The 20,348-nt window shown below is 44.9% G+C and carries 15 protein-coding genes; 5 read left to right on the forward strand and 10 right to left on the reverse strand.

Annotated elements, in window-relative coordinates:
• Nucleotides 1–170 precede the first annotated feature (170 nt).
• From JI735_RS24950 to JI735_RS24965, 4 genes are all read right to left on the reverse strand, one after another.
• Nucleotides 171–1,154 carry an alpha/beta hydrolase gene (locus tag JI735_RS24950; RefSeq protein ID WP_411829949.1) on the reverse strand — a complete coding sequence of 328 codons (984 nt, stop codon included), beginning with the start codon at nt 1,152–1,154 and terminating at the stop codon, nt 171–173.
• A 180-nt stretch (nt 1,155–1,334) separates the two neighbouring features.
• Nucleotides 1,335–3,935, reverse strand: a complete 2,601-nt coding sequence (gene ppsA, locus JI735_RS24955) for a phosphoenolpyruvate synthase (RefSeq protein ID WP_202676547.1) — start codon at nt 3,933–3,935, stop codon at nt 1,335–1,337.
• Between the two features lie 214 nt (nt 3,936–4,149).
• Nucleotides 4,150–4,812 carry a class I SAM-dependent methyltransferase gene (locus tag JI735_RS24960; protein WP_325175542.1) on the reverse strand — a complete coding sequence of 221 codons (663 nt, stop codon included), beginning with the start codon at nt 4,810–4,812 and terminating at the stop codon, nt 4,150–4,152.
• A 108-nt stretch (nt 4,813–4,920) separates the two neighbouring features.
• Nucleotides 4,921–6,663 (reverse strand): glycoside hydrolase family 2 protein, encoded by a 1,743-nt coding sequence (locus JI735_RS24965; protein ID WP_233476052.1) that lies wholly within the window; start codon nt 6,661–6,663, stop codon nt 4,921–4,923.
• 193 nt (nt 6,664–6,856) lie between these two features.
• On the opposite strand from JI735_RS24965, the gene JI735_RS24970 reads away from it, so the two are divergent.
• The gene (locus JI735_RS24970; RefSeq protein WP_051052009.1) at nt 6,857–7,618 is read left to right on the forward strand and encodes a helix-turn-helix domain-containing protein; all 762 of its coding nucleotides are present in this window, start codon (nt 6,857–6,859) and stop codon (nt 7,616–7,618) included.
• Between the two features lie 9 nt (nt 7,619–7,627).
• On the opposite strand, the gene JI735_RS24975 is transcribed toward JI735_RS24970, so the two are convergent.
• Nucleotides 7,628–9,046 (reverse strand): MDR family MFS transporter, encoded by a 1,419-nt coding sequence (locus tag JI735_RS24975; RefSeq protein ID WP_039836953.1) that lies wholly within the window; start codon nt 9,044–9,046, stop codon nt 7,628–7,630.
• A 116-nt stretch (nt 9,047–9,162) separates the two neighbouring features.
• Between JI735_RS24975 and JI735_RS24980 the strand changes: the two genes are divergently transcribed.
• The gene (locus JI735_RS24980) at nt 9,163–9,756 is read left to right on the forward strand and encodes a TetR/AcrR family transcriptional regulator (protein ID WP_039836952.1); all 594 of its coding nucleotides are present in this window, start codon (nt 9,163–9,165) and stop codon (nt 9,754–9,756) included.
• Between the two features lie 141 nt (nt 9,757–9,897).
• Here JI735_RS24980 and JI735_RS24985 read toward each other — a convergent pair whose 3' ends face one another.
• Complete coding sequence (locus tag JI735_RS24985) at nt 9,898–10,707, reverse strand: AAA family ATPase (protein ID WP_039836951.1); 810 nt, start codon at nt 10,705–10,707, stop codon at nt 9,898–9,900.
• A 218-nt stretch (nt 10,708–10,925) separates the two neighbouring features.
• Between JI735_RS24985 and JI735_RS24990 the strand changes: the two genes are divergently transcribed.
• Nucleotides 10,926–11,687 (forward strand): ANT(4')-I family aminoglycoside nucleotidyltransferase, encoded by a 762-nt coding sequence (locus tag JI735_RS24990; protein WP_039836950.1) that lies wholly within the window; start codon nt 10,926–10,928, stop codon nt 11,685–11,687.
• A 193-nt stretch (nt 11,688–11,880) separates the two neighbouring features.
• Here JI735_RS24990 and JI735_RS24995 read toward each other — a convergent pair whose 3' ends face one another.
• The 4 genes from JI735_RS24995 to ppsA (JI735_RS25005) all read right to left on the reverse strand — a co-directional run bounded on the left by JI735_RS24995 (nt 11,881) and on the right by ppsA (JI735_RS25005) (nt 17,919).
• Nucleotides 11,881–12,735, reverse strand: coding sequence for a hypothetical protein (locus tag JI735_RS24995; RefSeq protein WP_039836949.1), 855 nt, complete (start codon nt 12,733–12,735; stop codon nt 11,881–11,883).
• A 153-nt stretch (nt 12,736–12,888) separates the two neighbouring features.
• Complete coding sequence (locus JI735_RS36295) at nt 12,889–13,728, reverse strand: carbohydrate-binding module family 20 domain-containing protein (RefSeq protein ID WP_325175543.1); 840 nt, start codon at nt 13,726–13,728, stop codon at nt 12,889–12,891.
• A 17-nt stretch (nt 13,729–13,745) separates the two neighbouring features.
• A complete protein-coding gene (locus JI735_RS36300; RefSeq protein WP_051052007.1) occupies nt 13,746–14,894 on the reverse strand; it encodes an alpha-amylase family protein in 1,149 nt (382 codons plus the stop codon).
• Nucleotides 14,895–15,303: 409 nt separating this feature from the next.
• Nucleotides 15,304–17,919 (reverse strand): phosphoenolpyruvate synthase, encoded by a 2,616-nt coding sequence (gene ppsA, locus JI735_RS25005; RefSeq protein WP_039836948.1) that lies wholly within the window; start codon nt 17,917–17,919, stop codon nt 15,304–15,306.
• Between the two features lie 353 nt (nt 17,920–18,272).
• Here ppsA (JI735_RS25005) and JI735_RS25010 point away from each other — a divergent pair, with 353 nt between their 5' ends.
• Together JI735_RS25010 and JI735_RS25015 are read left to right on the forward strand one after the other, a co-directional pair.
• A complete protein-coding gene (locus JI735_RS25010; protein ID WP_039836947.1) occupies nt 18,273–18,653 on the forward strand; it encodes a BlaI/MecI/CopY family transcriptional regulator in 381 nt (126 codons plus the stop codon).
• On the forward strand, nt 18,650–20,293 hold the full coding sequence (locus JI735_RS25015) for a M56 family metallopeptidase (RefSeq protein ID WP_051052005.1): 1,644 nt from the start codon (nt 18,650–18,652) through the stop codon (nt 20,291–20,293). Before JI735_RS25010 ends, JI735_RS25015 begins: the two co-directional genes overlap by 4 nt.
• The last annotated feature ends 55 nt before the right edge of the window (nt 20,294–20,348 follow it).

The following is a 20,348-nucleotide window of genomic DNA, read 5'->3' on the forward strand; positions in this document are numbered from 1 at the left end:
CCTTACGATTGGGTTAAATTTATTATTCAAAAAGTTTGAAAGTCTTATAATACTCTTTTCTCCAATGTAAGTATAAACTTTCGCAGCTGAGTTAGCCTGCTTTATTTTCTACAATTCCAGGCAAAACAAAGAAACCGCGGCACCGAGTTCGGCACCGCAGTTCAATCATACTATTGGATTTGCTTCATGAACGCTTTGAATGCTTCGGCGATTTCTTTAAATTTCGTATGATGCAGGTAATGGGAACCATCCATCGGGATCATTTTGCCCTGTGCGGATTGTTTGACCTGCTCCTCATGCAGCGGAATCCATTGCTTAATGTCCTCGTTATTCGCTTGCACGAAGAGAAGCAACGGCAATTCATGAGGGTAGGTGAGATGTTCCCCATTTTTGAAATTGGAACCGAGGTGTCTGAGCTCATCCATCATCGTTGAATTGACCGCGACTTGATTCGAAATCAAACGCATCTGTTCTTTGGTATGCGCATCGAATGCAAGCGACTTATATGGATCTCCGCTTACTTTTTGGAACAGTCTCATCAGACCTGATTTTTGAAGAAACTGCATGGATTTCAAAGGCAATTTGACATCCATGCCGGGTTGATTAGGAACGCTGCTATCGATGCCGACAAATGCAAGAACTTCATCCGGATAGGTATTCACATAGGACACTCCGTAAAGTCCTGCGATAGAATGTCCCATCAGAACGTAACGGTCAATACCCAGCTGCTGCACAGCTTCGTGAACTTCGCTGACGATATTCTCTGTTGTTCTTTCTTTCCCGGTTTCGTCGCTGAGCCCATAACCGAAAGGCTCAATCGCTACGACTTTGTAATCCGGAGACAATTCATCGATCAACAATTTGAAATCAAGCGCAGGCGACTGGGTTCCTTGTCCCGGAAGGAGGACGACAGTCTGTTCGCCACTGCCTTGAATGAACACATTCATTTTTTTCCCATCCACATTGACATACTGGCCATACGATTCGATTTTCTTTTTCTCGACCCCGTTACTGATTACATTAACGGCAAACACGATGCCCATGAACAGCACAAGCGCCCCGAGAATACCTCCAACTATTTTTAACCATAAGTGCCGTTTTTTGCGGTTTTTGGTCCCGGCTTTTTTTATTTCCACCGTTTTTGTCACGTTCATCTTCTCCTGTCCCTATATCTGTAGAGCCGCCTTGGCGACTTATTTAAAGTGTAATCAAGCAAGATGTCCCCTTCGTGACGGCAATATGAACGGAATATGAACAAGTACAAAAAAGAGGCGTTACATCCGAAAGATGTAAACGCCCCCATCGTCAATCCTGTATGTGTACACACAGATTGATTACAATATTTCAATGTACCCTTCTGTTCCATTCACGCGAATTCGTTGCCCGTCTGCGATCAGTCTGGTGGCATTCTCCACTCCGACAACTGCCGGCAAGCCATATTCACGCGCGATAACGGCTCCATGGGTCATCAGTCCGCCAACTTCGGTGACCAGGCCTTTTATGGAGACGAACAAGGGTGTCCAGCTAGGGTCAGTAAACGTCGTGACTAATATATCTCCCTCTTCAAGATCAGCAGCTTCCATACTTACAATGACACGCGCCCGCCCCTCAATCACTCCGGAAGAAACAGCCAGACCTACAATAGCTCCCGCCGGGAGATTTTCCCGTTTGTACTCGCCTGCAATAATTTCGCCATCAGACGTGATGACACGCGGGGGAGTTAGTTTGTCATATATTTTGTATTCTTCTTTTCGCTTGCTGATGATCTGATAATCCAGTTTATGGGTACGTACGGCTTCGTGAAGCTCTTCAAAAGTGAGATGGTAGATATCTTCTTTTTCATGGATCACACCCGCTTGTACAAGCCGTTCGGCTTCTTTCAGCAAAGCCTGTTTATAAATGAAGTAGTGATTCATCCAAGCGTATTTGGGATATTCCCGGTAACCGCTGAAATTCCGTACAATGTCGATCATTCGTTTGGTTTCTTTGGCTTTTATCTCGCCGTCCGGAAGGCGCTTCACTCGTTCCAGAAGCTCTTGTTCCTTGGCCATAGCCTCCTGTCGCCCATGTTCGAATTTCAAGCCGCCGGCATGAGGTTCAAAGTTTCTAATGTTGCCCAGGATCATGGGGACAAGCGTACTCGGTTTTTCGCTCCATCGCGTTCTTGTTATATCAATTTCTCCGGTGCACCGCATTCCGTATTTTTGGAGAAAAACATCGATCGCATCACGGGTCTCCTGTCCCCCGTCAAACTTATGGAGTTCATCCAAAAAGTTATCCGCTTTTGCATATTGCAAATAATCAATGACCTCCGGATAGGGACGAATCACATCTGCGACATCCATTAGCTCCAGCCCCATTTCCGAAGTAACGTTGTCCGGCACAGATTGAGAAAGCGTATCCGCCGCATTTTTTTCGCCCAACCACTCGTTCATGTTTTCATTGATCCATCTTGAAGCATTCATAACGGCCATAATGGCACTCAAACTTTGCGGGTCAGTCAAGAACTTCATTAATTGCTGGAGATCTTCCCGAATAAAATCGAATAACGCTGGTCCCGACTTCGTTTGAATGTTTTGTTTCAACTGTCCGATCAACGCTTGACTGTGCTTGATTAAATCCGAGACGATTGCCGGATCGTTATGGAATTGTGCCAGCGGATCTGGATTGCTTCTGACGGTGTCCGGTGCGGGTTGATCATCCGGTACACCTTTTACAAAATCCCCTCGCTCTATGAGGGTCATAAGCGCGTCTTTGATAAGCAGATCGGATCGGCCCAGCGTATTCAATATCGTTTCTCTGCCGGCAGACGAAGCCAGCATCGGTGCAACATCAAGGAACAGCCTCCCGCCAGCTTTCCGCATCGGCGCTGGAGTCATTAATAGATAAAAAGACAATCCAAGCGGTTTGATGGGATCGGTCATCATTTGTTGGTGGCCGACAGACACATACACGTGATTCTCTTGATCATTCGCTTCAGGGATCGGATATAACTTAGTGATCGGCCGGCTCTGGACAATATAAAATGTACCATCAGCCAGACACCATTCGATATCTTGTGGCTGGCCGAAATAAGCATCAATCTGTCTTCCGATGCGTGCCAGCCCTAAAATTTCCCCATCGGTAAGTGTTTGAGCCGTTTGCAGACCGGGATCGAGCTGCCGGGTCTCAGTTCCGCCTTCTTGTCGTCCATAAATAGCCAGTTTTTTGGCTGCAATCCTTTTCCCCACGATTTCCTCTTCCCGCACTTTATAACAATCGGCAGAGACCAAGCCGGAGACCAGAGCTTCTCCAAGTCCATAACTGGCATCGATGGATAACAACTTTCGGTTAGAAGTCATGGGATCAGCGGTAAATAAAATCCCTGAAGCCTGCGGAAAAACCATCTTTTGGACGACAACGGACAAATAAACCTGCCTGTGGCCGAATCCATTCTGCATACGGTAGATTACCGCGCGCTCCGTGAACAGGGAAGCCCAGCATTTGCTGATATGCTGCAGGATCGCATTTTTGCCTATGATATTTAAATAGGTGTCTTGTTGGCCGGCAAAAGAAGCATGCGGCAAATCTTCAGCAGTCGCGCTGGAACGCACGGCATAAGCATATTCCTCGCCAAATAAGGAGAGATATTGAGCAACTGCTTTCATAATATCGGAAGGGATTTCTGCTTCCGTAATGATCTGCCTGATCTGCCTGCTGATTTCACCAATTTGGACCCGATCCTCTACTTTTAGCATGGTTAGCTGATCCAGCAAAGCATGATATGTTTCGTTTTGTTCGATGGCTTTTTGGTACCCCAATGTTGTAACACAAAATCCTTCCGGTACTTGTATCCCCTGAATTTTGGATAATTCCCCTAAATGGAGCCCTTTTCCACCAACGAGCCAAAGCTGCGTTTTATCCATTTCCTGAAAACCGAGAACCAAAGAACTCATTCAACATCCTCTCCTCACCATTAAATTGAGAAAAAACATTTGACAGGAGTTAATCGGCATGGTACACTTAGAGTGTAAGATGCGTTATCTGTGAAAATACAGATTTCGACGGTCGTGTTTTGATTATATCATCGTGTTTGTTCATGTGCAATATAAAAGAACCTGGAGCTTTTCCAGGTTCTTTTTTTGAGCCAAATATCAGATTTGAAGCCAATCAGTTTTTTTCAAGAACAATTTTACGATACATCCCGCGCATTAGGAGTGGACTTTCCTCCTTAATGGACAACTGCTCCTTATAGGGAAGAAAGAGCAGATTAAAGTCCCGGCCAATATCCGTTCCGAGAACTGAAATTAGCGGACGCAGTACTTTCATTACCGGTGATACACGTCCATTAGACGCAAATTTATCGAATATAACAATTTTACCGCCATGGCTCGTTACGCGAACGATTTCCTGCATGCAGCGTTCCGCATCTGGTACTACCGACAAGATAAGGTTTGCGATTACCACATCGAATGTCTCGTCCCCGAAACGAAGATCTTGCGCGTCCATCTCCAAAAATGTAATTTTCTCGCCTTCCTTGACTTTGGAACGGGCTTCAGCCAGCATTGCCGGAGAAAGATCGATGGCAGTGACCGATAGGCTGCGGCCTGAGATTAGAGGCAAATCCGCTCCCGTTCCGGCTCCGACCAGCAATACCTGCTGACCAGGTTTCAAATCAAGATCCGATAAAGCTTTCTTCCGCGCCCCGGCAAAAGCACCTGAATTAAATACCCGATCATACAGAGGTGCCCAAAGCTTATAAATGATTCTGTTCCAGCTATTGTTCATGTAAACACCGGTTCTTTTTTCATTTCTTACGCCTCTCTTTTTCAAAACTGGTTTTCATATGTATCCCCCTAAGTAAAATATATGAATGAATGCTCATTTGTTTATTATAATTGCGATATTCAGAGATAGTCAATTAACATTAATCGCACTTAGCTATCCCAAATTAATCTCCCGGATCTTTTCCAGCGCTACTTTCGGTTTTCGGCCTTCGGTAAGCAGACCGTTAACCTCATGCTGCACGTCCGTAATCTGCGTATAACAGTAGCCGGAAATAAACGGAATGGCTTTAATCGCTCCGGTTATGCTGCCGAACCGCTCCAGGAAAGCTTCCTCATTATCCACCTGGTTGCCGTAACCCCAGCCATGCTCGCTCCTGAAAGCAATCCCTCCAAACTCGCTGATGATAATCGGCTGGCCTTTATAACTGTAGCCGTGAGCGAACGCAAATTTCCACTCGTTGTACGTGCCGCTGCTGCCCGTTATCGAGTCTTTATCCTTGTAGGTTTTATACAAATCTTCGCCCCGCTCCACATAATCATGAAGAGTCAAAATATCTGAAATAGTGTGCTCCCATCCATCATTGGTGATGACCGGACGATATGGATCAATAGATTTGGTCAAATAATAAATACCTTCCGTAAATTTTTGCTGCCGGTCGTCATGGCTAATATTCTGAATGCCCCAGGATTCATTAAAAGGCACCCAGGTAATAATGCAGGGATGATTGTACTGCTGCTGCACAACCTCAATCCATTCCTTGGTAAAACGCTCCACAGTCTCATCGTTATATTCAAAAGCAGCCGCCATTTCGGACCAGACCAGCATACCTTTGACATCACACCAGTATAGGAACCGGGCGTCTTCAATTTTCATATGCTTGCGCAAACCGTTGTAGCCCATCCCGGCGATCGCCTCGATATCTTCTATCAGCGCTTCTTCGGACGGAGGCGTCAGATGACTTTCAGTCCAGTAGCCCTGATCCAGAATCAATCTTTGGTACAGGGGAATATTGTTCAGCAGGATTTGTCCGTCTCTGATCGAGATTTTGCGCATGCCGAAATAGGAGCCCACCCGGTCGAGCTCCCGATCTCCTTCATACAGCACAAACTCCACATCAAACAGATTGGGATGGTCCGGAGACCACAGGTTTTGCAGCCAAGGTCCGTTAATGCCGTTCATCATACCGGTTTCCGCCGTCAGCCACGCTCTGTCCACCGATAAGCTCAGCTTTCTTACCGTTTCACCCTTAAATGTAATTTCTGTCTCCAGCCGGAGATCATTTTTGTTTTTCGTACCGTGCATGCGGAAATCAAACCGGATCATTTGGCGGTCGATGTCCGGCGTCATTTTCACCGTATCCAAACGGGTTTCATGGACATGTTCGAGCCAGACGCTTTTCCAAATGCCTGTTGTCTGCACATAAAACGAATCATGATTCCGTCCGGCCCAGCGCTGCTTGCCCCGGGGCTGCAGACAGCTATCGCTGTCTTCCACTTTCAGCACAATTTCATTTTCGTCGTCTTGCTCCAGCAAACCGGTAATATCCAAGGAAAACCGGGCATACGCCCCCTCATGCTCCCCCGCAAAACTGCCGTTTACATAGCAGGTGGCTTTGTAATCCACACCTTCGAAATGCAGGATCGTTTGTTTCCCTTCCGCCTCTGGAGAAAGTATCAATTTTCTGCGGTACCAGATCTGCGCATGGAATTTTTCCTCGCCGATCCCGCTCGCCCGGGTTTCATAGGTAAAGGGAACGTTGATTTTTTGTGCAGCCGGAAAATGCTCCATCCACCGTTCCGCAACACCGTCTTCGCCATCATCGAAACTGAAATCCCACTCCCCGTTCAGATCCAGCCACTGGCTCCGTACAAATTGGGGCCGCGGATAATTTTTCATATAAAATTTCGTAGCTGCTGAAGGCATCTTAGCACCTATCCTCTCTCTCATCACTGAAGTATATTCTGTATTTCCTATCACAGATTACTATCTTGTTTAGAGAAAGAAAATGATTTATCCTATCTAATGACTGATCTATTATCCTTTTGGGGAGTGGAATTCACTGATACAGCTAAAGCGGTGCGGATATAATGTGATTCATCCGGAGGGTTTTACAGTCGACCGCCCGGACGGCTCCGGGGATTACGTTTTTTTATTCTTCCGGAGCCAAATGGAGCTTAGGATTCAATCGCAAACTGTGTTTGTTGAACCTAATACCTTCATTATTTTTAACAAAAACAGCCCCTATTTCTACCGGGATGCCGAATGGCCTTTGGTCCATGACTGGTTCCATTTTGAAATGGAGGCTGCAGATGCTTTTTTTGATCGGCTGAATCTCCCTCTGGATACCTTAATCAAAGCATATGACCCCTTCTATATTTCCAGAAAAGTGAATGAGATTCATTGGGAGAACCTCCAGAACGGAACCTTCCGCAATGAGATCATCGATTACACCATTCGCTGCCTGTTCATGAAGCTTAGCGATATCCGAAATCATCTGGAGCCGCACAACCAGATCAGTAAATACTATGATCAGTTCCTGAACCTGAGAAATGAGGTTTTCAGTTCTCCTTCTACCTGGTATACTGTCGAGTTCCTGGCGGATAAGATGAATATGAGCCGGTCATATTTTCAGCACATGTACAAACAAATCTTTGGCATTCCGGTAATTAACGATATCATCCTGAACAGACTCGATTATGCCTCCTATTTGCTGAAGAACACATCATATGCAATCAGCCATATTTCTGGAATCTGCGGTTATGAGAACGATGTACATTTTATGCGGCAATTCAAAAAGTTCGTAGGAATAACTCCAAGTGAATACAGGGAAAACTCTGATGTTGGGCAATAATTCTCGAATTTATCTTTTTATTCTCGGCAGAAGTGCCGCTGGAATTAGCGCCAGTGCAGAAAAGGCAATCGACCAGATAAACGCATGATCGAACGCTACAGCTACAGCAGCCGGGTCATGTGACATGACCGAATTATATTCGTTCTGCAAGATAATCGCGATAACCGATGCGCCAAAGGCGCCGCCGATTTGCTGCATAATCCGGGTGGTGCTGCTGGCATGCGGGATTTGTTGTGAAGACAGGCCAATATAGGCGGAAGCCATGACCGGCAGAAACACTGCCCCTAATCCTGCTCCCCGCACGATCAATGCTGCGCCCAAATAATAATAGCTCGTATCTGCGCCAAGCTGTGTAAATGGCCATGTTCCAAGCAAGGTGAGCAAGGTTCCGGCAAGAACGACGGGCCTCGAACCGATCTGGTCCGTCAGTTTGCCGGCAAGCGATCTTGTCAGCAGCATCCCGATCCCTTGCGGCACAAGCAGCAGACCGGAGATAAGCACGGATTCGCCGCGGACTTGCTGGAAGTATAACGGCAGCAGAAGCATTGCCCCGTAGGTGGTCAAGCCGGATAAAAAGAGCAGAATCGAAGATACGGCTAATGATCGTACACGGAACAGCCTAACATCAAGCAATGCTTCTTTTCCTTTGCGAAATGAGTAAACGACAAACACAGCCAAAAGCGCTAAACCCGCCAGAACAGGAACGAGAACGGTGGCATGGCCGAAACCGTGATTCGAGCTTACTTCTCCAAGACCGTAAATAATGAGAACGATGGCCGGGGAAAGCAGGATTAGTCCCGGCAGGTCTAGCCTCAGCGTTCGGGTTCCGCGTTCTTCATTAGGCAGCCCCTTCCACGCCATAACGATGGCAACGATGCAGATCGGAATATTCACCAGGAAAATCCATCTCCAGCTCAGATGATTAATGATAAGGCCTCCCAGCACTGGCCCCAAAATCGGTCCAAGCAGCGCCGGCAAACCGACCGTGGCCATCATTTTGCCCATATTTTCCCCTCTGAAGGCGCGTACTCCCAAGGTCTGCATAATCGGCATCAGCAATCCCCCACCGATCCCCTGTATCGTACGGAAAAAAATCAGGCTCTCCACGTTCCACGCCAGGCTGCATAGAACGGAACCAAGCAGGAACATGCCAAGTGAAAATAGCCACATAGGCTTGCCCCCAAATCGCTCCACCGCCCAGCCGGTGATGGGAATGACCATGCCAAGCGCAAGCAGATAACTGGTCATAACCCATTGAATGGTGGACACTGAGGTACTAAATTCCCGAACCAAGGTATCAATAGCAACATTGGTTATCGTCGTGTCGAACAGCGGGGCCAGCATGCCGACCATTAGAATCCACATCATTTTTTTTGCGGCCGCCTGCTGTTCAACCGCTTTAAACGGTTCAGAGCTTTGCTTCTGCAAGTTGAAAACCTCCCTTTGATTGCACAAATAAGATACTACAAGTATCTTATTTGCATTTATGATATACTATTGCTATATGAAACGCAAAGAATTTTTTTAAGGAGTATGAGAACAATATGTCCACTTCTCAAGAACAAGATAAATTGAAAACCAGACGCAGAGGCAAAGAACTGGAAGCCGCTATACTGCAAGCGGTGCGGGAAGAGTTGGAAGAACGGGGATATTCTAATCTTACGATGGATGGAGTGGCGGAACGGTCGGGAACAAGCAAAGCCGTACTTTACCGGCGGTGGGCCAACCGTGCTGAGATTGTACTTGCGGCAATCCGGGAACGCGTGCCCTTGCCACTGGAGGAGGTACCCGATTACGGGAATCTGCGGGATGATGTTTGCGGCGTGCTTAGATCGATGAATCAGAACAATATCGAAGTGATGATGAAGGCTTTCTATGGGCTCGTAACGGAAATCGGGGCCATGCCGCTTGCATCCTTAATATTCCCCGAAGGACGTAATAACAGGACAATGACAATTGTGCTGCAGCGGGCCGTAGACCGGGGAGAGATATCGGCCGAAGCCGTTACACCCCGGATGCTTACTTTGCCGGCAGATTTGGCCCGCAATGAGATAATCCTTTATAATAAGCCTATGTCTGAGCAGACGATAGCTGAGATTGTGGACGAAGTGTACTTGCCGCTTGTGTTAAAGCGGTGATTCCTATTTCCGATCCTCTTCAATAACAAAGAAATATTTGAATGGTTTACGGTTTGACGAATACGTTCATTCATTTCCCGGGTCTGCGGCCTTATCGTGCTCTCCCAGTATAAAACTAATAGAGTTGTCTCAGTCCAACCCTCATTCAAACAATTGCTTATGCTTATTGAAAAATTGATAAAAAAATTGTACATTGTCTAGTTCAAACCATTCTGCTGTCTGAAGAGGCCTGGCATCCAGATTATATATTTTTGCATGCAACGTGCCTAAAACAAAGGGAGAATGCGTGGCAATAATAAATTGACTATCAAAATATCGTGCCAGCTCATTGATTTGTTCTGCCATCCGTATTTGATTTGCAGGAGAAAGTGACGTTTCCGGCTCGTCCAATAAATACAACTGCCCGGGTTGCAGGTATTCCTCAAAAAACTGCATGGACGTTTCTCCATTAGAGTATTTTTCCTGTGAGAATTGAATGTCATCCAGCTTCTTCTTAAACGCATATGTAGCCTCATATTGTTCTGCCTGAGCCTTGCTCATTCCTTTGTTAATCTGCTCATACATGATTCCCTCACGCAATACGGAAGATTGCTGTATCTTCTTGATTTCATATAAAATATCCTCAGATTTCATATATCGGCTTCCCTTTGGAAGCTGCCTGATTTCATGCTCTTGCCCGTCAGACCCAAGCTGATAGCTGCTAAAATCAAGAAATCGCTGAGCATAAATACTATGCCCATAGCTTGTCATTTTTTCAGCCCCCGGGATTTCTAGCTTGTTAGAGATTACATTGAGCAAAGTGGATTTTCCGCTGCCGTTATTGCCATACAACACAGTAATCCGATCAAACAATAACACCTCTCCAGCCACGTGCTTAAATACATAATCAGGGTATATGTTGGGATTTCGATCCGTATAATCAGAAAGCTTAAAGCTTCTCAAATAAATCATTGTTACACTCCCTCTGCCAGTCTTAATAGTTCAACTCTATTTTAAATCCAGATATGCACAAATGGAAACAAGCGCAAAAAGCCACGTTTGAGATAAAATCACCTATAAAGAGAGGTGTTATTAAATGACAGCAGAAAAAGTCCCCCGTTAAGCCCGTGGTCCACCTTGGCCATTTATATAATCTCATTCGATATTTTAAATAAAAAGGAGATACGTATATGATTGGACCAAGAGAAGTTACAAGAGAAGAAAGAATGAACATCGCCAATGTACTAGCAAATCAATTGTTGGAGAAATACGGTGCAGATGTTGAAGCTATAGGTATCTATGGTTCTTTAGCCAGAAAAACAGATGGTCCCTTTTCAGATATTGAAATTAAATGTGTATTAAATTCTCTAGAAGACGGTTTTAGCTATGAATGGACATCAGGTGACTGGAAAGCAGAAATAAATCTTGATAATAAGGAAAATATTGTGGAAGAAGCCACTACAGTAGAAGAAGATTGGCCCCTTACTCATGGACAATTCTTCACTATACTCCCCATTTATGATCCGAAGGGTTTCTTTGAAGAGCTAAGACAAAAAGCAGGTTCCGTGGATAACACCATTTTTAAAGAAGCGGTTTGTAAAACATTAGTTGAGGAAATGTACGAATACATTGGTAAATTGAGAAATATAAAAATCCAAGGACCCGAATCATTTTTGCCTGCTTTGGCTATAAAAATAGCAACCGGGGGTGCGATGATTTTAGGTTTACACCATAAACAATATTATACAACAGCTGCTCAAGTATTGCCTGAAGCTTTACTATTCTCAGATCAGCCTTGTGGGTTTGATGAACTTTGTCAATTTGTGATGTCGGGCCGCCTCTATGACTCTCAAAGGATACTTGATGCATGTGAACACTTTTGGAATGGTTTAATGGACTGGTCGAAAAAGCATGGTTATATGATTAATTATTCTAACTCTGTACCCTTCTGATTCGTAATATACTGGAATGCTGCATCGAAGTAACAAAAAAAGCCTTGCATCTCTGCAAGGCTTTTTTAGTATTTCAACAACAATGAATTAGTAATCGACACCGTGATTCAGCGGAACCACTGCTATGTTAGCATGGATTGCCGTTGATCCCTTGGTCTGCTGATCCGCTGCAAAGGCTGTTGCTGTAAAACTACTAATTAGAACCACTGTGAATAGTACTGAAAGAAATGTCTTTTTCATTCATTAACACCCTTTCTAAAATAGATTTTAACTGCAATTTATAAACCTGTTCTTGTTGATTGCTTGCGAACTCCCTAAATGCCTCGAAGAGCGCTGTCAGTTTTTTGAACGCTGTATTATCTTCAAGTTTAACACTTGATGTCAAAGCTTCCAAATTTTTTTCTGCTGCATCATGATAATCACCTTGTTTATACTTATAAAGTGATAATAGATACAAGTATTCTGTATAGTATCTAGCTGTCGTACTATTGTCCGGATTGCGTTCGATTTCCCCTAGTTCCTTAGAAAGATCGGCTAATACCCAATCAATAGACAGATCATTTTTGATTGCATATTCAAGTATAGTGATCATTCCAGGAACAAGCTCTCTTCGATACTGCTTTAAATACTGAACGTAATCGCCAAGAACTGAATGCCTGCCTTCCATCAAATCCACTGTAAATGTATTGCCTGAAGCAAAGATCCTGAAGTCTTCTATGATATACTTCTCATTTTCCTCAACCCCTTTCATCCAAGAAAGATCCGTGTACTTTTCAATACAGTCTCTTGATGAATTAAATTTTTTCAATTTTTGATAAGCAACCCCCTTACAAAGTTGTGAGTATCCAATGTAATATATCAAAGGTCTGCTATGGGAGTTCTTTTTAGTTGGTTGTTGCAGCTGGTAATGGTACAGGATAGCAGACTCTTCATAAAGCCTGTCCGCTAGTCTAATCATATTGGTCCAGTCTTCATTGGAAAACGCTAGTTTCAGCATTTTTGATAGTGCATCAATATCATCAATACAGCCCAAATCCAATTTTCTCACCTCAAGTCCTCCTTTAAATGACATATATATCCAGAATATACCTTAACCATACAATGGTCAATTACAATATTATGTAATATGTTACATTAAGTAGAATAATGAACCCTAACCGGAACGCCGATATTCAGTGTACCGGTTAGAGATATCAATCAATTAGTTTTGGAAGTTGAACTGAACTGCAGGATTTGAGTCTGCCACGGTGTAGGTGTGATTCTCACCGCTCTCCCAAACCACTTTGCCGCTACCGTCTTTTTTGATCGCCTTGAACTGAATAGATTTGCCTGCCGGAAGGTCAATAGTGATCGTCCAATCCGGGTAATTCGGATTGCTTGCCGGTCCGCTGGCTTTGGCCGGATCCCAGTTCCCGAGCTCGGCAATATTGCCGACAATGTATATATTTTGTCCCGGACTCGTTGAGGCATCTTTAATGGTAAACGTGACGGGAACTTTGCTGTTACCCGGTTGCTGATTTGAAACGGTACCGTCCTTAATCCACTTCTCACCGCTTACGGAATAACCTGCCTGCTGGGATCCCGGAATCTGATTGCTGCCTGAATTAAAGATTACTTTGGCCTGCTGCCAACCAGATATGGAATAGGAATACCAGTTGTTGCCTTCACTGGTCATCGCCGTTCCCGGCCATGCCGCTCCTTCTTTCTGCGGAGTCACAGTATCGTCATAATAGTAAATATTCGGTGTACCCCAGTTCGAAGGCTTGTAGAAGTGGACTTTCAGTGCGGCGTTAGGGTCTTCTGAAGCTTCATACAGCACAGCAACCTTTCCGCCGCCCAGATTTCCGGTGATTTTTCCGCCTGAGACAGTAAACGTACCGCCTCCGCTTGCCTGGTTAACATAGGTACCGTTTGCCAGATTGGTGGCAGAATTGATATAGGTGTCCCCGCCCAGGTTGACGATCGTCATCCCTTTGGTTCCACGTTCTATCAGCATCGTTTGATTGCCCTGGGTTCTTAGATACTCTCCTTGGCCAGCCATTGCGTTATGGAATTTATTCACGGCAACGATATCCGGGTCCTGCCATAACGTACTTCCCGGCTGCCCCAGGGTACCGCTTCCCACCGGTCTGTCAAAAAGTGTGCACGGGCCGCGATGATCGACCAGCCCATCTTGATTTGCCAATCATTCATGCCAGTTGATTCTTTGCTGTTGTTGGCATACGTATCATGAGATTCTACCCAGGTTACCAGTTTAGACGGATTTACATCATTTGCATTGAATGATGTGGCACTATTTACATTGATTACGCTTCCAAATCCGACCGCATTTCTAATACTGTGTCCATAGGATGGAGCCGCAAGGTTGATATAATTCGCATAAGCTGCGAAACGGTCTGCTCCTCCCTGCAGAACTTCACCATAAATGTACAGATTGTTTTTATTGTTGAGTGAACCCAGCACACGGGGCCAGAAGTTTGAGGCTGAGCCGGATGGATCATCGGGCAGCTCAATATGCTTCGCTGCGTCAAAACGGAAACCGTCTGCCCCAAGCGAAACGGCATCATTCAGGAAATTAATGATCATATTCTGCAGTTCCTGATTGGATGTATTCAAGTCTGGAAGACCAACGCCCCACTGCGTAACCTGCCATCTGTCGTTCCAGTTCTCCACGCCTCTGGCTTCATGCCAAAAATATCGATTGTCGCGTATCGCCGGATCGACATTGCTGGCTGGTTTATAAGTATCGCCCCCGCCACCAGCATTGGCTGTATGATTAGCGATCACATCGACGATGATGTTTATACCGTATTTTTTGGCTTCGTCACACATTCTTTTGAATTGATCCCTTGACCCGAGTTGTGCATTCCCTATCGAGAAGTGTGTCGGCTGATAGAGAAGCCACCATTTGCTGCCTTCATTCGAAGCTTCCTTAGTGGGTTGAATAGGAGAGGTTTGTACAGATTTAAAACCTGCTGCAGCGAGAGCCGGTAAATTCCTTGTAATGTTGTCAAATGACCAGTTCCATGCATGAAAGATGACACCGTCTGAAGTTTTAGCAGGCAATCCGTAATCCGCTGCCGCCTGTACACTGCTCTCATCTGCAGCTAGAACATTGTTCTGTAGAACCGCCGTCAAGCTCAATGCCTGCAACAACAACGCAACAACCACAACAATGCTCCACAGTTTTCTTGTCCTTCTCTTCATAACACACTCTCCTCTAGTATTATATATTTACAGCCGGTGAAGCTGGCCATAAAACAGAGCTAATGCTAGACACGGAACCGGTGAATTTATGTATTCGCTTACATAAGCGGATTATATAAAAGCAGACTTATAGTCATGTAATGCTAGGAGCTAGAAAAGAAGGGCTGGAGGAGGATGTGGTAACGTTTGCGCAAAGTGGCAAGCTGTTTCGAGTACAGTATTCCATATTACCCCATATTTTGTCAATACACGATATCTATTTCACAGAACCTTCACTCTCTCCAGTGACTTGTTAAGCCAAAATAGGTGGATAAAAGGACGGACAGGATAACCGCCGCCCTTTTATCCCTAACAGGATGAATTACTATCTTCCAGTATGACCCAGGTCTTACTTTGACGTATTCAGACCTTACAATATTTCAATGTACCCTTCTGTTCCATTCACGCGAATTCGTTGCCCGTCTTTGATCAGTCCGGTAGCATTCAACACCCCGACAACTGCCGGTAAGCCATATTCACGTGCGATTACGGCTCCATGGGTCATCAGTCCACCGACCTCGGTAACCAGGCCTTTTACGGATACAAATAATGGCGTCCAGCTTGGGTCAGTAAAAGAGGTGACCAATATATCCCCGTCTTCCAGATCAGCATCTTCCATATTTAAGATGACACGCGCCCGTCCCTCTATAATTCCGGAAGAAACAGGCAGACCTGCAATAGCTTCGGCCGGCAGGTTTTCCCGTTTATACTTACCAGCTATGATTTCACCGTCAGATGTGATCACTCGCGGCGGGGTTAGTTTGTCATATACTTTGTACTCTTCTTTTCGTTTGCTGATGATCTGGTAATCCAGTTTATGGGTGCGTACGGCTTCGTGAAGTTCATCAAAAGTGAGATAGTAGATATCTTCTTTTTCATAAATAACGCCTGCTTGTACGAGTTGTTCGGCTTCTTTCATTATAGCCTGCTTATAAACAAAGTAGCGGCTGACGATGCCGTATTTGGGATATTCACGATAACCGATGAAATTCCGGACGAGGTCGATCATTCGTTTGGTTTCTTTGGCTTTTTCTTCGCCATCCGGTAATTGCATTAATCGGTCCAATATCTCTTGTTCTTTATTCAAAGCTTCCAGTCTGCCCTGCTCAAATTTCTGCTTACTGGCCCCAGGCGCAAAGTTTTTGATATTGCTGAGAATCAACGGGACAAGGGTAATTGGTTTCTCGCTCCAACGTGTCCTGGTAATATCGATTTCCCCGGCACAGCGCATTCCGTATTTGTCGAGATAAGCTTGGATAGCGTCCCGGGTCTCCTGTCCTCCCTCCAACTTAAGCAGTTCATCCCCAAAATGATCCTCTTTTACATGTGTTAAATAATCAATGACTTCCGGATAAGGACGAATCACATCTGCAACATCCAATAGCGCCAAGCCCATTTCCGAAGTAACATTGTTTGGTACCGATTGAGAAAGCGTATCGGCGGCGTTGATTTCCCCTAACCATTTCTTCATGTTTTCATTGATCCATGCTGAAGCATCCATAGCAGACATAAACACTGCCGTACTTCGCGGGTCAAATACGATCTTTTTTAATTGCGGGATATCCTCCAGGATAAAATCAAACAAATCCGATCCTGATTTTGTCCGGATGTTGTGCTGCAGCTCTTCTATCGAAGTTTGACTACGCTTGATCAGCTCTGAAACGATGGCCGGATCGTTTTCGAATTGTGCTTGATTTCCTGCGGACGACGCACCTTTATTGTTTGTACCAGGAGTCTGTTCTTTTCTATCATCTGGTAACGATTGTATAAAATCCCCCCGCTCGATTATGGTCATAATTGCATCTTTTGTGAGCGGATCGTGTTGTTCCATGGCTTTTAATAAATTTTCTCTGCTGTCAGGTGAAGCCAGACTATGTGTAATATCAACAAACAACCTCCCTCCGGCTTTACGCATCGGCGCTGGAGTCATTAAAAGGTGAAAAGACAATCCCAAAGGTTTTATGGGATCTGTCATCATTTGTTGATGGCCAACAGATAGATAGATGTGTTTGTCCTGATCATTCGCTTCGGGGATCGGATATAAAGTAGTGATCGGCCGGCTCTGGACAATATAAAAAGTACCATCGGCCAAACACCATTCGATGTCTTGCGGGCAGCCAAAATGAGCTTCAAGTTGTCTTCCAATGCGTGCCAGCTGTAAAATTTGCCCATCGGTAAGGGTTTGAGCCGTTTGCTGACCGGGATCGAGCTGCCGGGTCTCAGTTCCGCCTTCTTGTCGTCCATAGATAGCCAGTTTTTTGGCTGCAATCCTCTTCTCGACGATTTCCTCTTCCCGTACCTTATAATAATCGGCAGATACCAAGCCGGAGACCAGTGCTTCCCCAAGCCCAAAACTGGCATCGATCGACAGCAGCTTCCGGTTCGAGGTCATCGGATCAGCGGTAAATACAATCCCTGAGGCCTGCGGGAAAACCATTTTTTGAACGATAACGGATAAATATACTTGTCTGTGGTCAATTCCATTTTGCATACGGTAGATAACCGCGCGGTCTGTAAACAGGGAAGCCCAACATTTACTGATATGCTTCAGGATTGCCTCGACGCCGATGATGTTCAAATAGGTGTCTTGTTGGCCTGCAAAAGAGGCATGCGGTAAATCTTCAGCAGTCGCACTAGAACGCACTGCAAAGCCAAGTTCATCACCAAGCCGGGAGAGATAGTGAGTGACTGCTGTGACAACCCCGGAAGGAATTTCTGCTTCCATGATGAGCTGGCGAATCTTTCCGCTGATTTCACGAATTTGATCCCAATCTTCTACGTTTAACAAGGTTAGCTGGTTCAACAAAGCATGGTACATTTCGTTGTCCCCGATGGCTTGTTGATATCCCGCTGTCGTAACACAAAATCCTTCGGGGACTTGTACTCCTTCAATATTTGATAACTTCCCCAAATTCAACCCTTTTCCGCCAACAAGCAATAGCTGCGAATGTTCCACTTCCTGAAAACCGAGAACCAAATCACTCATTCATAATCTCCCCTGAACCATTAAATTGAGAAAAAAACTGTTGACAAGGATTCCGCCGGCATGTTACACTTGAAATGTAAGATAAGATATTTATGTCATAACAAGATGTAAAAGTGGCAAATAGATTATATCACCGTGCCTGCATATATGCAATACAGGAAGAACCTGAGGTTTTTACTCAGGTTCTTTTTTTGTTTTTCCGCGATTTGAAGTTGCGCGGGGTTCATATATAGGGACTCAACCTCAGTTTTTACCCGGCTTGTTGTCATTTCCACTTCTTGACAAAGCCAGCTTACAAATGTAAGCTGATACTGAGCTTACACTTGTAAGCAACCAACAAGAGAGGTGATGAAATGAACCCTGCCGAGAAAATTTCTGATGCAGAGCTGGAAGTTCTCAAAGTACTATGGGCAAACAGTACCCCATTGTCAGAACGGCAAATTATTGATGCTCTAAACGATGACAACAACTGGCATAGAGCCACTATACAGACTTTGCTAAGACGGCTGTGTGACAAGGGTGTTGTAGAGAAAGTTAAGCAAGAAATCTTTTATTATTCCGCGCGAGTTACGGAAGATGAATATGCGAGAGAGAGAACTAGCGATTTATTAAACAAAGTGTATGGCGGAAGTGCCAAAAACCTCGTTTCCGCGATGCTGGGCAGCAATATTTTATCTGAAAAGGATATAGAAGACTTGGGGGATTACTGGAAGAAAAGGAAAACCGAAAAATGAATGTTGTGTTGATCACCATTCTTTCTCTCTCCCTCTCCGGTTCGATCCTTGCGCTTATTATGTTAGGCATCAAACCCTTTGTCAAAAAGAGACTAAGCCAGACATGGCAATATTATATTTGGCTGGTCGTGATTTTCCGCTTCCTGCTCCCTTTCACACCAGAGGTTACTTTGATCGGCGGGCTTTCAGCTCATTTTCAGAATATGGCGGTTATGTCAGCTGAAATGGATGAAAAGAAGCCCGTTGAAGGAAATGGAGCCAATCTAGCCGATCAATCTGCTGATCCTTTGCCAGTTACAAATCAGGTATTGCAGAATACCGGAACGGAAACATCTACGAAGCCTACATATTGGAGCGATATTTTAAATAACTTATGGGTGATCTGGCTCGCTGCAGCGCTTATTCTCTTGTTGCGCAAAGTTAGGAGCTATCGCCGATTTATACGATTTGTAAGATTAGGAACTAATAAAGTGGCCGATCAGGCACTTTTGAACATTTATGAAGAAGAACTGGAAGCGGCAAGGATACGAAGAAAAATACCCCTTTATATCCATGCGCAAGTTGTTTCCCCCATGCTGATCGGATTTTTCCGGCCGGCCATCATTCTTCCTGCTCTGGAGCTTCATGATGACGAGCTGCGGCAGATTATCCGGCATGAGCTGACGCATTATAGGCGGTCGGATGCCATATATAAATGGTTAATTCAATTCATGATTTGCATCCACTGGTTTAACCCGCTGGTGTATAGGATAAGAAAAGAAATTGACCGGTGCTGCGAGCTGTCATGTGACGAAAGCGTTATTCACAATCTGGATTTTGACAGTCGCATAGGATATGGTGATGCACTTATTGCTTCTCTGAACACACACGGAAAACGCGGAAATTGTGAGATCTCTCTTCCTATGGGGGACAATGCCAAGCTAATAAAAGAAAGGCTGGAGATGTTGATGAATTACAAGAAGAAGTCGCGATTATCTGTTTGCGCCGCTGTCCTGCTGTCGATCCTGTTTCTTTGCAGCTTTACTTTCGTGGGAGCTTATGCAAGTTCACCATCTGAAACACAGAAGGTTAAAAATATACAATTACATGTCGATGATGCTAATGTTAAGGTAAAGTTTTCTGAAAACGGCCAGTTTCGGTACGAATACGATAAGGCGATGCACCGCATTACCTCAAAGGTTACGGGTTCAAATGTGGAGATTAAAGTTGAGCAGTTAAAGGCTCCTCAAGGGGCATCCATTCCTGAAGGGCTCACAGATATGATCAATATTTATATACCTGACAAGTCTTACAATAATATTACGGTAGATGACAATGCTTCGGGTGTGTCCCTGCCGGAATTAAATGCAAATCTTCACCTGACAAATAACAATGGCTCTATGAGCATTCAAATTCCGGAGAGCTTTAATAAAGTAATCGATTTCGCGCACACTAACGGTTCCGGCTCAGTGAGCATTGACGCAAAAGCCAAAAACTATGCGGTAAACGTAACCGCAAAGGATAGTTCTGTCTCCACTTCCCCCGGTTTGCCGGCATTTACTAATGGTAAACCATGGCGATACAAAAACGGCAATGGTGCCGCCAAAATCAATATTAACGTGAAAAAAAGCTCCTTTACGATTTTGCTGAAAGAAAAATAAAAAAATTAGGGATGGAATTGTATCCTCCATCCCTAACCCCCTCCGCTTGCCCCTT

Origin of the sequence: Paenibacillus sonchi (genome assembly GCF_016772475.1) — a bacterium.
Classification (GTDB): Bacteria; Bacillota; Bacilli; order Paenibacillales; family Paenibacillaceae; genus Paenibacillus_AQ; species Paenibacillus_AQ sonchi.